Annotated in this window: 14 protein-coding genes; 2 read left to right on the top strand and 12 right to left on the bottom strand. The window is 69.4% G+C overall.

From position 1 onward, the window contains the following. Nucleotides 1-2 precede the first annotated feature (2 nt). A complete protein-coding gene (gene mycP / locus RJ03_RS04335) occupies nt 3-1,496 on the bottom strand; it encodes a type VII secretion-associated serine protease mycosin (RefSeq protein WP_083870593.1) in 1,494 nt (497 codons plus the stop codon). 7 nt (nt 1,497-1,503) lie between these two features. Then, a complete protein-coding gene (gene eccD, locus RJ03_RS04330; RefSeq protein WP_036498242.1) occupies nt 1,504-2,973 on the bottom strand; it encodes a type VII secretion integral membrane protein EccD in 1,470 nt (489 codons plus the stop codon). Nucleotides 2,974-3,102: 129 nt separating this feature from the next. Between eccD and eccA the strand changes: the two genes are divergently transcribed. Beyond that, complete coding sequence (gene eccA, locus RJ03_RS04325) at nt 3,103-4,920, top strand: type VII secretion AAA-ATPase EccA (RefSeq protein ID WP_036498241.1); 1,818 nt, start codon at nt 3,103-3,105, stop codon at nt 4,918-4,920. A gap of 40 nt (nt 4,921-4,960) precedes the next feature. Here the strand turns inward: eccA and eccB are convergent, their stop codons facing one another. Further along, nucleotides 4,961-6,472, bottom strand: a complete 1,512-nt coding sequence (gene eccB / locus RJ03_RS04320) for a type VII secretion protein EccB (RefSeq protein WP_036498240.1) — start codon at nt 6,470-6,472, stop codon at nt 4,961-4,963. A gap of 117 nt (nt 6,473-6,589) precedes the next feature. Between eccB and eccE the strand changes: the two genes are divergently transcribed. Then, the gene (gene eccE / locus RJ03_RS04315) at nt 6,590-8,347 is read left to right on the top strand and encodes a type VII secretion protein EccE (protein WP_051024299.1); all 1,758 of its coding nucleotides are present in this window, start codon (nt 6,590-6,592) and stop codon (nt 8,345-8,347) included. 74 nt (nt 8,348-8,421) lie between these two features. Here the strand turns inward: eccE and RJ03_RS04310 are convergent, their stop codons facing one another. From RJ03_RS04310 to RJ03_RS04270, 9 genes are all read right to left on the bottom strand, one after another. Continuing rightward, complete coding sequence (locus tag RJ03_RS04310; RefSeq protein WP_036498239.1) at nt 8,422-8,733, bottom strand: WXG100 family type VII secretion target; 312 nt, start codon at nt 8,731-8,733, stop codon at nt 8,422-8,424. A 49-nt stretch (nt 8,734-8,782) separates the two neighbouring features. Continuing rightward, on the bottom strand, nt 8,783-9,118 hold the full coding sequence (locus RJ03_RS04305) for a WXG100 family type VII secretion target (protein ID WP_030513428.1): 336 nt from the start codon (nt 9,116-9,118) through the stop codon (nt 8,783-8,785). A 93-nt stretch (nt 9,119-9,211) separates the two neighbouring features. After that, entirely contained in the window at nt 9,212-10,000 is a 789-nt protein-coding gene (locus RJ03_RS04300; RefSeq protein ID WP_036498238.1) for an ESX secretion-associated protein EspG, read from the bottom strand. Between the two features lie 8 nt (nt 10,001-10,008). Beyond that, nucleotides 10,009-10,977 (bottom strand): PPE domain-containing protein, encoded by a 969-nt coding sequence (locus tag RJ03_RS04295; protein ID WP_036498237.1) that lies wholly within the window; start codon nt 10,975-10,977, stop codon nt 10,009-10,011. A 15-nt stretch (nt 10,978-10,992) separates the two neighbouring features. Next, nucleotides 10,993-11,289, bottom strand: coding sequence for a PE family protein (locus RJ03_RS04290; RefSeq protein WP_036498236.1), 297 nt, complete (start codon nt 11,287-11,289; stop codon nt 10,993-10,995). 9 nt (nt 11,290-11,298) lie between these two features. Beyond that, nucleotides 11,299-12,678 (bottom strand): hypothetical protein, encoded by a 1,380-nt coding sequence (locus RJ03_RS37930; RefSeq protein WP_174372254.1) that lies wholly within the window; start codon nt 12,676-12,678, stop codon nt 11,299-11,301. Next, a complete protein-coding gene (locus RJ03_RS04280; protein ID WP_036498234.1) occupies nt 12,675-12,989 on the bottom strand; it encodes a type VII secretion target in 315 nt (104 codons plus the stop codon). The genes RJ03_RS37930 and RJ03_RS04280 overlap by 4 nt, the downstream gene beginning before the upstream one ends. A 124-nt stretch (nt 12,990-13,113) precedes the next feature. After that, the gene (locus RJ03_RS04275; RefSeq protein ID WP_232329255.1) at nt 13,114-13,500 is read right to left on the bottom strand and encodes a YbaB/EbfC family nucleoid-associated protein; all 387 of its coding nucleotides are present in this window, start codon (nt 13,498-13,500) and stop codon (nt 13,114-13,116) included. Then, nucleotides 13,494-13,814: a hypothetical protein gene (locus RJ03_RS04270; protein WP_036498233.1), complete on the bottom strand. Its 321-nt coding sequence runs from the start codon at nt 13,812-13,814 to the stop codon at nt 13,494-13,496. Before RJ03_RS04270 ends, RJ03_RS04275 begins: the two co-directional genes overlap by 7 nt. Between the last annotated feature and the right edge of the window lie 45 nt (nt 13,815-13,859).

The following is a 13,859-nucleotide window of genomic DNA, read 5'->3' as shown; positions in this document are numbered from 1 at the left end:
GCCTACTCTCCTCGAGCCGAGTCGGTCCCGGTGGGAGCCGGGGTGGCGGAAAGGTATCCGGTGGCCGGATCGTCGGCGGCGGCTTCGGGCCGCCTGCGCCGATACGGCAGGGCGGCGGCCCAGCCGACGACCAGCAACGCCAGCAGTGTGCCGGAGCCGATGATCGCCACCCGGCGCGGCAGTGGGTCGGGGCGGCGGTCCGGGTCGGGCGGTGCGATGGCACGCGGCACCTGCGCCGCCTGTCCGGGTGGCGGCGGCAGCTGCGCGGTGAGGGCCGCCAGCGGATCGATGAGCCCGAATCCGACCCGATCGTCACGGCCCGCACCGGGATTGTGCGCGGTCCGCTCGATCCGATCGATCACCTGCGCCGCGCTCAGATCCGGAAATCTGCTGCGCACCAGGGCCGCCAGGCCCGAGACGAACGCCGCCGAGAAGCTGGTGCCGTCGATGGTCAGCGGCCCCTCGTCGCCGTGTTCGGTGTCGACCAGGCCGGTTCCGCCCGGCTTGCTGTCGAGCGAGATGATCGAGCGGCCGGGTGCGGCGACACCCACCCACGGGCCGTGGATCGAGAACGGCGAGGTCGCTCCGTCCGGATCGGTCGAGGCGACCGAGAGCACGTACGGGGAGAACCAGGCCGGGCTGATGACGGTGCGCACTCCGTTCCAGCCGCTGGTGTCGTTCTGCGCCGAGCAGGCGGCCTGGTCGAGATTGCCGGCCGCGGCGACCACGACGACATTGCGGTCGGCGGCGTATTTCACCGCCGCGCCCAGTGCGCCGTCAGCGGTTTCGGAACCCGCTGGGGTGCAGGACACTTCGGAGATGTTGATCACCGTGGCGCCCATGTCGACCGCGCGCACCACGGCGGCCGCCATCGTCAGTACATCACCGTATCCGCCGGCGGCGACCTTGCCGGTCTCGTCGTTGTTGCGGTTCTTCGCCTCGTACTGCAGGCTCAGCTGCCGGATGGCCAGGATCTGTGCCTCCGGGGCGACCCCGGAGAAGGCGTCGGAGGGGTTCGGACGTGCGGCGATCAAGCCTGCGACCAGGGTGCCGTGACCGTCGCAATCCTCGGTGCCGTCGCCGGCGGTGACGAAGTCGCCACCGGGCTGCAGGTCCGGCAGGCGTGGATGGCGGTTCACACCGGTATCGATCACAGCGACCTTCTGCCCGGCGCCGCGACTGAACTTCCAGGCTCGGTCCAGATCGAGAATGCGCTGCGGCAGTGGCGGATCCCGCGGAATCGCGCCGGTCAGATACGGTTCGGCGCAGACCGCACGCTTCTCGGTCTGGTCCGGCGGACCGTTCTTGGCGTTGACGGCCAGCGCCTGCCCGAGAGCGCCCTCGTCGATCGCCGGCGGGGCGACCGCGGTCGCGGGACCGCCCCCGAACAGCGACGCGCCGAGTACCGCCGCGGCAGCGGCCACGCGCAGCCCGCGAGCGGCCCGGCGAACGAAACCCGCTATCGGACAATCGTTTCCGTAGCGCAGCACAGTCATCGCCCGATCAGATGTTCCGCGCGGCCGAGTAGACGTCCATCAGCCACAGCGACAGCGGCACGATGGCGATGATCAGCAGGTATTCGAAGATTTCGATCGCCCGCCGCAGCACCGGCGACACATCGGCGCGAGGTCCGAGCACACCGAAGGCGACCACCGCCGCGGCGACGATCAGCACCAGGCCCGCGCCGATGGCGCGCCAATCCTCGTGCGCCACAGCGGTACCCGCGATGACGGCCAGCGCCACCACGGTGCCGCCCGCGATCATCGTCGACGCCTGGGTGAGATCCGCGTACGCCCGACCGCGCAGGCACAGCACCACCGCGGTGATCGCCGCCAGCACCAGCCCCTGCCAGCGCGCCTCGCCCAGCGGATCGGCGCCCAGGATCGCCCCGAAACCCGCTGCGAGCGTGGCGGCCACGAGAATTCCGGACTGGTACTGGTTGGCCGCCCGGGCGCGGCGCTCCAGTCCCGCCGCCGAGGGCAGTGCGGTCGCGCCGATGACGCCGATGTCGGCGATCGTCGGGCGGGGTTCGTGATCGGTGGGATCGATGGCGCCGCCGGCGGTCGGCACCGGCGGAACCGGCAGGCGCGCCGCGGCGACGGCGGCCCGGGGAGCCATCGTGATCAGCACCAGGCCGGCGATCAGCACGCCGACAGCGATCTTCGCGATGTCGAAGTCCCACACCATCCGTACGGCCGCGGCGACCGCGAGCACCGCGGCACCGGTGACCACCGCGGCGACCACGAGCGATCCGGCGCGGGTCATCGAATACAGTGCCAGCGCCACGACCAGTGCCGCCACCGCCGAGAACAGCAGGTGTGGCGACCCCACCCGGCCCGGGGTGAGCAGGCCCGCGCTCGCGCCCAGCAGCGCAATCGCGAACAGCGACAACACGATCGCCGTCGTGCGCTCGGCCGGATAGCGGCGCGCGACGATCACGGCGGCGCCGGCGGCGAGCACCCCCGCGCCCAGCGCGATGAATCCGTTCCAGATGCCGGTGCCCTTGCCAGACACCAGAACCGCGACCGCGACGAATACCGCGATCAGTCCGGCGCCCAGCCCCATTCGCCGCGCCGCCGTCGGCGACCAGGCGTTTCCCGATTCGGCGGTGAGCCGCGAGACGGCGTCGATCACATCGTCGAAGAGCGCGGGCGCCTCCTTGGCGGTCACCGAGCGCAACACCAGCAACTCACCGTCGAAAACCTCTGCGTCGGTGAGCGATTGGTGCGGCGGGATGGGGTCGCGGCCGATCCGCGCCAACGTCCAGTGCTGTGCGCGTACGGGCGCGCCCTCGTCGTGTTCGGTCAGGTCGGGATTGCGGGAATCGATCAGCTCGACCAGGTCGGTGATGTACGCCGCGACCGGCACGGTCGCGGGCAGGCCCACATCGAGTTGAGTATTTCCGCCGATCACCGACACTCGGCACAATTCCGGGTCAACGGCCCCCACGCCGCTGCTCGACGACTCGGTCACGGATTACAGAACTCCCTACGATTTTCGTCGCTGTATTGCGACGTTCCAAACTTAACCGAGATCGGCTGTCACGGCAGCCGGTATGCTGAGCGAGAATTAGCACATTCACGCGTTTAGGGGACTGTCCGTATGACCGGCAACCGCCAAGCACAACGCGCCTTCGATGCCGGCGTATTGTCATTGGGTATCGCTATCGACGGCCAGGAATCCACGCCCGATCTCGAATATGCGAAGCTCGCATTCCAGCGCGCCACCGAATGGGATCCGGGCATGTGCGACGCCTGGCTGGGCCGGGCCGCGGCCGGGGAGATCACCCCCGAGGTGGTGTTCAACCTCTACAAGACCAGCGGCTCCACCCTCTACCGCGAGCAGCGCCGGCTCGGCCTGGCGCCGCGGCAGCTGGCGGGCCGGTTCGTGGTGGGCCAGTACATCGACTATCCGCTGGCGGGGTACACCGAGATCTGGCTGGCGCAGGCGACCCAGCTCATCTCCGCCGGCGATTACGACGAGGCCGAGCAGGTGCTCGACGAGCTGGCCCGGCATCGCGCGGGCCTGCTGTCGCAGCCCGATCAGGACCTCGACGACCGGATCTGCCAGTACGTTCGCGGCCTGCTGCACTACACGACGCAGCGCTGGCCGGATGTGATGACGGTGCTGGCCGGTTCGGCGGACTGGCAGGACCCCTACCTGGCCGCGGGCGCGCACGTGATGGTCGGCACGGCCTGTGCGCAGCTCGGCCTGTTCGGCGAGGCGATCCGCCGGATGGAGGCCGCCGAGAACGGCCCGATTCCGGCTGCCGCCACCACCGCCCGGTTCTGCCGCGGGTTGTGCCTGCGCGAGATGGGCCGTGAGGACGAGGCCCAGGCCCTGTTCGAGAAGGTGTTCTCGGAGGCGCCCGACTTCGCCGCGAACACGCAGGCCATGCGCGATCGCAAGTACCGCCTCACGGTGACCTCGAAGGAGCTGATCGACGCGCGCACCGACCGCTGGGATCCGGCTTCCGCGCCCACCGCCGAGCAGGTCGAGACCGAGGAGCGCGGCGACCGGGCCAAACGCCTGCTCGAGGTCGCCCGCGCGGAGCTGGACGAGCAGATCGGCCTGGCCGCGGTGAAAACTCAGGTGGCGAAACTCCAGGCCACCGCGCAATTGGCGAAAATCCGCGCCGAGAAAGGTATGTCCAGCGCGCCACGCGGACAACACCTTGCGTTCACCGGCCCGCCAGGAACCGGTAAGACGACGATTGCCCGAGTGGTGGCGAAAATTTACTGTGGGTTGGGTTTGTTGAAAACCGATCGACTGGTAGAGGTAAAGCGTTCGGATTTCGTCGGTGAACATTTGGGAAGCACCGCGATAAAAACGAATAAATTGATCGATTCCGCGATGGACGGAGTGCTGTTCGTCGACGAGGCGTACACACTCGTTCAGACCGGTCTGTCCGGTGGCGACGCCTTCGGCCGCGAGGCGGTGGACACCCTGCTGGCCCGGATGGAGAACGACCGCGATCGGCTGATCGTCATCATCGCCGGATACGACGGCGAGATCGACCGCTTCCTCGCCTCCAACGACGGTCTGGCCTCCCGCTTCGCCAAGCGCGTGAAGTTCGAGTCCTACACACCCGAGGAACTGGGCCGGATCGGTCAGTTCATTGCGAGCAAACGGGATTCGGAGGTCGCCGAGGATGCGCTGGAACTCCTGCAGGCCGCATGCCGCGAACTCTACGAGCGTCAAGTGGTGGACCAGAGCGGCGAGCAGCGACGCGCGGTGGACCTCGCCGGTAACGGCCGGTTCATCCGCAATGTGATCGAGGCCGCCGAGGAGGAGCGCGAATTCCGTTTGGCCACCGACGAATCCATCGATCTGTCGGCGGTGGACGAGACCGTGCTCATGCGGATCGAGGGCGCCGACATGGCCAAGGCGCTGGAAGGTGTGCTCGGCGGATTGCGCTGAGCGGCGGTGTGATCGCTACCGGCCGGGCGGCCGGTGACAATCAGTTGTTCTTGCCCGGCGGTGGGATCGGGCGGGCGCAGGCCATAGCGCTCGGGCCCGCGTCCGGGCACTGCGGCAGGCTGTCGTGACTCATCAGAGCGTCCTGCCGGGTCAGCGCCGGGCCCGCCGACAAGGCCTCCACGATCGGTTTCGGCGCCGGCTTCGGAGTCTTCGGCATTCCGAGGACCTTGGCGGTGTCGGCATCCGGGATTCCGTAGCGAATTCCGTTGTCCCCCACGTAGAACAGCGGGCCGTTGCTCACCGCCCCCGGCTCCGCTCCGACCGACCGCACGAACTCCCCGGTGCCCGGGCGCAGATAGACGCCGTCGATCCGATCACCGGCGCCGTCCGCGGTCGCCGGGACGACCGGCTCCGCATCCGCGGGCAGCGGCAGCGCGCGGCCGGCCAGCAGCGTCACCGTGGCGCGCGGGTCGTCGGCGGCACGGGTCCACGACAGGCAGGCCACCGGATCCGCGTCGGGTGCGAGCACGGCCGGAACCTGCTGCGGGAAATCGTCTATCGGCAGCCGGTGCAGGACCGGAATACCGACGATGCGGTCGGGCGGGACAGTCGAGATCTCGTTCATACCTTGCGAATTCGCGTCGCGGATCAGACCTGCGGCGAACGACGTGACGCGTTGTACGCCGTCGGTGAGGACCACGTACAACTCGTCGGCGTCCACGCCGTGGACCCTGATCACACCGCCCACCGGCACATCGGACAGCCTGCCCGGGCCTGGTGCGCCGTGCCCGCCGATCTCCGGAACAGTCAGCGGCGGAACAGGTTCGGTGGCGTCGAGCAACGCGCCGCCGATCGGGCGCGGGCGCTGGTCACGCAATCCGAGTGAGCGGATCAGAACGGAATCGCCGGGATCGATCTCGGCCCGCTTACCGTCGTAGACCAGAAAGGTCTTGCCGCCGTGGGTGGCCAGCAGCGCCTGATCCGCGCGCACCGGCACCGCGTGGGTACCGCCGGCCGGATTGTCCAGCGGCCCGGCGATCACCGTGGTGAGCGGCCCCGTCGCGGCGGCGCCGCCACCCGTCGAGGGCGGCAGCAGGTTGTCGCACATCGTCCAGGTGGACCGCCGGGGATCACCCGATCCGGACAGTGCGCCGGGCGCGCCGGGAATACCCAGCAGCGGACCGCGCGGCTGCGTCAATTTGCTGTCCTTGACCGAGGACGGGGAGGCGGCGGCGCCCGTGATCAGACGCGCCGAGGCCAGGTTGAGCACCGGATGCAGGGTTCCGTCCACGAGGACGTAGAGCGCGCCGGAGTCCTTGCCCATCACGATCTTCGAATCACTTACGGATCCCTGCGGGTGCAGGAAGGCCAGGATCGCGGCGCCGGCCACCCCCAGCAGGCCCAGCACGGCGCCGATCACCAGCGAGCGGAACTGGGTGCGCATGGGATCGTGCAGCATCCGCACGTCGCGCCGCACCAGGGCGTGTTCGTAGCGCTTGAGCAGGAACCGGTAACCGTTGACTTGGGCACGGGTGGTCAACTGCGCCGGCACAACCGCCTCCCGATACCCACTAGCTGATTCCGATGACCCGATTCGAGTGCGCGAACCGTATCCGGCCGCGCTTCGACAGACTAGCGAAGCCGAACGAGTTCGGTCCATTATGTGCGCATGAACTCCACCACGCGCGGAGATAAAGCCACACCGTCCGACGACGATTCATCCGACGCCTCCGAAACCGGCTCGAACGCAGCACAATTGCGCTCGACGGAATTCTGGCTCTTTCACCTTCTCCCCCTGCGTCTGGTGCTTCCGGTGCTGGTCACGGCGGCTGTGGGCGCGTTCGTCGCCAGGGTTTTCACCCCGTTGTGGTGGGTTCCGGTCGTCGTCGCCGCGGCGGTGACGATCGTCGGGCTCACGCCGATTCGCGGCACCTCTCTCGCGCAATCCCTGGCGCGTGAAATTACCTTTCGTTGGCAATTGTTTCGTAAACGTTCCACCACCGTTCAACATTCGCCATTCAATGTTCCACTGGCCGAAGGCGGAAGTTACGGAATGCGCTGGGACGGTGACCGGCTCATCACCATGTTGCGGATCGACGCCCAGCCGCGGACGGTGACCCGGCTCAGCCCCAGCGGACTGCTCGGCGACGATATGCTGCCGCTCGCCGAGATCGCCCGCTGTCTCGATCAGTTCGACATCCGGCTGGCCGCCATCGATGTGATCAGTACCGGATCGCGCAGTGCCGGCACCGGTGCGGTGGCCCGCGCCTACGAGAGCATCCTCGGACCGCTGCCGGCCGTGGCGCATCGGACCGTCTGGGTCGTCCTGCGGCTCGATCCCTTGGCCAACGCGCCCGCCGTGGATCGGCGGGGCGGAGGGGCGGAGGGCACCTTGCGGTCGGCGGTCGTGGCCACACGGCGGGTGGCCAACCGGCTCGCCGCGCGCGGTCTGTCGGCGGTCGCGCTCTCGGCGACCGAGATGAATCAGGCGGTCGGCCAGCTGACCCTCGGCGCGGCGCCGGAGGAGTTCGAGGAGACCACGGACAGCTTGGTCCACAACGGTTTTCACCACACCACCTACCGCATGACCCCCGAGGCCCTGGGTTCGCGCGGCATCGCCGAGGTGTGGTCGACACCGACGGTGACCTCCACGATCACCGTGCGGCTGCAGCGGGTGCCCGACACCACCGCGGCCGCGACCACCGATCCGTCGATCGCGGTGACGGCCACCGCACACTTCGCGACTCGCGACGCGCCGTGCCGGGTGCGGTCCGCTGGACTGGTTCCGCTGCCCGGAAAGCAGCGGCGCGCACTGCTTTTCAGCCTGCCGCTGGGCACCGGAGTGCCGGCGCTGCCGCTGGACAGCTACCTCGGACCGCCGGACGCGCTGGATCGGGTGCCGATGCCGATCGCCGGATGTGGACAGCTCATCGGGGCCGACAATTCGGGCCAGGGCGTGGCGCTGCCGCTGGTGAGCCGGCACGTGCGCCGGGTCGAGGTGATCGGCTCACCGCTGGTCGCCAAACAGGTGATCCTGCGCGCCATCGCATTGGGCGCGAGTGTTGTGGTGCATACGAATCGGCATGACGAATGGCGGCCGATGGTCGGCTATGTCGATATGCCGCAGGCGCTCACGCTCGCGACCTGGTCGGCCGGTTCCCAGCAGGCCAGTTCGTATCGGTTCGCGACCATGGTGGTCTTCGACGGTATCGCGCCGAGCGGGCACCACTCCGATGCCACCGTGATGGTGCTGCGCCAGCACGGGCCGGTGACCGACGGCTTCGAACCCGATGTGACGCTGATCGAGGACCCCGTGACCGCGAATATGGTCACCGTGCGCACCGAGAGCGGGGAGACCAGCGTGTACATGGTCGCCACGCCCGAGGAACTGCGATACGTGGGGGCGAATCCGGCGGTCCCGGCCTGAACGACGAAGGTCCCGCCCGATCTGGGACATCGGGCGGGACCTTCGTGGTGAAAACAGTTGCGGCTGTGCCGGACTCAGCCGCCGAAGCCGTTGGCGACGACCTTGTCCGCGGCGGTCGCGTTGTTCATCGCGGCGGAGACGGCCTTGGACAGCGCCGACACCTTGCCCATGGCGGTGCTGGGGTCGCTGTCGCCGTTTATGTCACCGAACTGCTGGTCCCACTTCTGCTTCGACTTCTGGAACGCCTCGAGACCGGCGTTGCCCTCCCACGCCTGGGCCAGCTTGGCCGCGCAGTCCTGCAGGTTGCTCGCCTCGGACTGCAGGTCCTTGTGGAAGCCGTTCAGCAGGTCGGAAAGCTCCTGGAGAACTGTTCTTTCGTAAAGCATGTCACTACCTTTCGTACGTGTGCGGTGGAACGGTTGTGCTGGATTCGCCTCAGACGCCGAGGTTGGTCAGACCGCCGGTCTGCGAGATGAGCTGACGGAACTCGTTCTCGTTCTCGCTCTCCAGGCCGGTGTAGGTCTTGTTACCGTGGCCGACTTCCTCGGTCATCTCGTTGAGGATCTGGTTCAGCTTGGCCGCTTCCTCGTCCCAGTCCTGGGCGGCCTTGTTGCACGCCGAGAACGCGTCGCCCTGCCAGCCACGCTTGGCGGAGTCGACCGCCTCGGTCACGCGGGCGATGGTGGCGCGGATGCGATCGACCGAGTTGGCCATATCGGTCTGCGCCTGCGAAGTACTCGCTGCATCGTTACTGATTTGCTGTCCGGCCATCGTCGGGCCCCTCTCTGTGTTTTCCGGTATTGCGGCGTTTTCCGGTCATGCGGTTCGGTGGTACAGGTGGTCACTGGCACGGGATTTCGCGAGCTAGGGCATCCACCTTCCCCCGGGCAAGGTGCCGATCAGCGCCGTAATCGCCTGTGCGACGCGATGATCGGATCCCGGCGTGAAGGTGGTCCACATCCGCTGGTCGGATGCGGCGCCCGGGCTGGCCGCGATCCGGCCCCGGGCGGTGTCGTACACCGCCACGGCGCCGGACGATCGGGTGGTGATGCCGTCGGCGTGGACGTAGGCGACGATCTCGGCGTGCGCGTGGCACTGCGACAGCGCCATGCCGAATTCGATCGCCGCGCGTTCGGCCACGTCCGAGCCGTACAGGGCCTCGGCGAATTCGATTGCGGCCGTAGCGTTGTCGAGACGCTGCGCGAGCTCGTCGGTGACAGCGCTGAAGCTCGCGATATCCGCGGGTTCGGCGGGACCGAGTACGTCCAGGACCGGGCGGGCCAGCGCCGCGCCGCCCGCGTCGGCCCAGACGGTGCGGACGTCGATCTCGTCACCGGTACGGACGGCGACCGCGTGCCCCGCGCCGCGCCGTACCACCGACACTCGGCGCACACCGGCCGCGGTGACGATCCGCGCCGCGAGTTCGGATTCGGGCCGGGCCAGAATCGACAGGGCCGCACCGAGTTCCGGGTCGACGTCGTCGTAACGGTCCACGAGTCCGGCACCGCGCAGCCCGCGCAACGCCTCGGCTCGCGCGGCGGTGAAGGCGTCGATCGAGTCCTGCCGCGGACCGACCGCGAGCACCAGCGGCAACGTCTGCACGCCGAGCAACTCGGCGACGGCCAGGACGGCGTCGTTGGTCAGGGTCGCCATGACTCTCCTTACGCGGGACTCGCGGTTCCGGTCGCGGGCGGCGCCTCGACACCACCGAGGACCGCTGGGGCGGCGGCGAATCCGGCATCGAACTCGAAGTCGCCGACGCCGGATGCGTCCGCCACCCCGGCCCGGGCGGTGCGTTCCTCCTCGGACTGCGCGCCGGCGGGACCGGCCGCGGCGGGGACCGCTTGACCGGCTGCCGTGCCGGTCTGCGGGGGCGAGGCCTGCAACGCGGTGAATTCGGTCGATTGCGTGACCCGGGCGACGGTCTGGACGCGGGTGCCGGTGAGGACGCGCGGCATCTCGAAGGCGGCCAGGTTCGGCATGGCGGGCATACCGGCGATCGCGGACATCGCGGGCGCCGATTCGGCGGCCACCGCGGCGGCTGCCTGCTCCCCCGCGAGGGCGTCGCCGGTGGCCAGCACCGGCGGCTCGAGCTGCTGCCACGGCATCGCGAGCGGTTCGGTGGCGGCCTCGTAGGTGCGCATCACCCGGGCCGCACCGGCTTTGGCGACGTCCTGATCGGCACTGATGTCGGCGGCGGCGCCGACCAGCGGCGCGCCCATCGCGGCCCCGATGGCCTGCACGGTGTGCATCGCCTGTTCCAGCGCCGCGATCTCCGCGATATGCGGCATCGCCAGCCGGGCCACCTCGTACGCCGCGGCCTGTTCGGCGGCGTGGGTGGCATTGCGCCCGGCGGCGGTCGCGGCGTCGAGCAGCCAATCCCGCATCCGCGCGATACGTTCCAGGACCTCGTCACTGCGGTCGGACTGCCAGTGGCCGCGGATATCGGAGACGATCCGGTCGTAATCCAGCACGGCGGCACCGAAATTCGCGGCCAGGCGCCCCCAGGCGGAGGCGGCCTCGGCCATCGGCACCGAGCCCGGGCCCGTCGTCAGCTCCCGCGCCAGCCGCTCGGTGGGTCGGGCTTCCCAGACCACCCCGGTGAAGCCGTCACCCGGCGGTTCGACCATGTCGTCGTGCCCCGATCAGGCCGTGGCGCCGAGGTCGGCGGCGTTGTCGCTGTCCATCCGGGACAGCCCGCGCGACTGCGCCCGGAGGGTGGCGGCCAATTTGCGCAGCTCCTGGACGCCGAGATGGCCGGACGAGTCGAACGACGCGCCGACCTCGGTCAGCGTCGTCGCCGCGCGCAGCGACACCTCGTCGACGCCGGGTGCGGCGACCGACAGCGCGGGAGTGTCGGCCTGCAGGCCCGCCTCCAGACGGTCGGCGAGTGCGTCGAGATCGGCGGCGGTACGCGCCGCGACTACGGGATCGAATTCCATCGCGAACTCCTAGAGGGTGAGAGCTTTGTCCGGTGGCTCGGTGTCCGGGGTGGTGGTGACCGCATCGGCGGCGCCGACCACGGGAAGGGAGACTCCGGCGATATCGCCCACGACGTCGTTACCGTGGGCGGCCGTGACGAGCTGACCGCGCACCGCATCGCTCGCGCTGCCGGAATCCGAAGCGGCGCGGGCCATTCCGGCGGCGCCCGCTCCGGGCGTCATCGGCATCATGCCCGGACCGCCGGTCGTGCCGGTCGAGGCGATCGCGGACTCGGTGCCGGCGGTGACGGCCGCCTCCGTCATGATCGACGGGGTGCGCGCGGCCTGCAGCGGCGACGACATCTCCGGTGCGCCGGCGGCCGGGGCGCCGATTCCGCCGGGTGCGCCGGCTCCGGATCCGGTGGCCGTCGGAGCTCCGCCCGACGGCGGAACCGGCGCCGCGATCGGTTTCGCGGCGCGGCCGGTGAGGTTCGTGGCCGCCTGCGCGCCCGCACCGCCGACGGCCGACAACGATTGCACCATCTGCAGTGCCTGCGAAACGTATTGCGTCGCAGAGCTCGCGGCGCCGCCCGAACTCGACGCGCCCGTGGCCGGCGACATGGCGGACGGGGTAGCGCTGAGCCGGGACGTGGTACCGGCCACGGACTTCAGCGACGACTGCGGCACCGGCACCCGCTGCGCGGCGACATTCGAGACCCCGTGCGGCACATTGGTGATCTTGACCTTCTGCCCCGTGTGCGCCATCTTCGCGCTGTGCGCGGTCAATTCGACTCGCGTCTTGGTGACCACGGCGAGCGCCTCGGCCAGCGTCTGCGCCGACATCGCCAGCACGAACACCTGCCCCGGCGGGGTCACGATGAACGGGGCCGCCGCCGCGAGCGTGGTCAGATACTGCGAGGTGATGCCCGTCATCAGCGCATTGCCGGTGAAGACGCTGCCGGCCGCGGCGGTGGTGCCGAGCGACATCTGCGCCCCCTGCCCCGCCACCGCGGTTCCGTCGGCGGCCGCCTGGGTCGATGTGGCAGCCGCCGACAACGCGCCCGCGCCCTGCCACAGCGACATCGCCGTCTGTATCGCCGTGATGCCCAGCTGAACGACGGTCTGCAAGACGGCCGACACCTGGGAGAGCACCTGCGTCGGATCCGCGCCCGAGCCGAGTTTGCCGGTTCCGAAACTGCTGGCCAGATCCGTGATCGGTTTGGTCAGCGCGTGCAGGTCGAGCACCGGCAGCGGCGGAAGCTGCGGCAGCGGCGGGGCCGGCGGCAGCTGCGGCAGGCCCGGCAGCCCCATGTCCCGCAGTACGTCGTTGACCGGCCGGTCCACGATCGACCCCATCGCGCTCTGACGCAACAGGTCGACGATCGACCGGTCCAGGCCCGGTTCCATCACGCGCGACCGATTCCGCCGAGCAGGTCGGCGTTGTCCTGGTCGGTCGCCGCGTAGGTGGCGGCACTCTGATGCGCGGTGACCGCGGTTCCGGCGTGCACGGTTGCCAGCTCCACGACCGAACTCAGGTGATTGGCCTGCGCCAGCGCGTATGTCGCGAGAAAGTCCTGACCGATCAGTCCGAAGACCGGAACGGCCGCGGCGATCGCCACCGCCTGGTTCACGGTGCCCGCGGAGAGTGTTTCGGTGGCCATCGCGGCCGCCGTGTCCCCGTAGCGACGGATCGCCTCCGGTACTGCTACCAACTCGCCCATCTGAAAGCCCCTGCCCGGTAAGCCGATTCGCGCTCGCGTAACCGGCGGATCGAACATCTACCGAGCAATTGCAACAGGCGACGACGTAGATTGGCACGCGCGCAGCTTAAGAACGCGTTACGCGTCAGTGAATCTCGCGCGTACCCGCGCCGTTCTCCTCGTTGAATGCGGCGACCAGATCACCGCGTTGCGCGAACGCCCGGGCGGCGGCGCTGCGCGCGGTGGACACTACCACCTGCTCGAATTCCGCTGGGGTGAGCCGATTCACCAGCGGTGAGAAAATGAGATCGAGTAATGCGCCGTTACCGTCCACCTCCACCGTGACGGCACCGTCCGGTGAGGTCTCGCGGGCGCGCACAGCCGCCATCCGATCGCCGAGATCGCGCATGCGTTCCAGTTGCCGCTCCGTGCGGGCGACCAACTCGTCCATCACCGAAACACCGTTCGGGTCGGGCGGATTCGCCATCTGCTCCCCCTCGTTCGCGTTGTCTCCGGCCTCGTGGGCTACCACTCCACCGACCTCAGCCAGCTCTGCGGCTCCGTGTCGTACTCCTGCTCGTCGATCAGTTCCTGCCGTTCGACCTGCTCCGCCGTGGGCAGTCCGGTCAAGGCGAGCAGATCGCTGCTCACTCCGGCCTCGGCGAGTTGCCGTCGCCGTGCGAGTCCGGCCCGATCGGCCGCGCGCGAGCACAGCCGGAGCAGTTCGGCGGCCAATTCGGCAGGGTCGCGGCGCAATTCGCTCGCTTCGATCGAAATGCGCAGCGGCAGGCCCTGTTCGGTGGTCTCGACCGCTATCGCGCCCGATCTGGTTGTCGCGGTGGACATCGTGCTCCTCGTTCGTCGGTCGGAATTCGGCTCGTCCGGCCGCGG

Origin of the sequence: Nocardia aobensis NBRC 100429 (assembly GCF_000308375.1) — a bacterium.
Classification (GTDB): Bacteria; Actinomycetota; Actinomycetes; order Mycobacteriales; family Mycobacteriaceae; genus Nocardia; species Nocardia aobensis.
The sequence above is the reverse complement of the archived record's forward strand: the minus strand, read 5'-3'. Positions and strand labels throughout refer to the sequence as shown.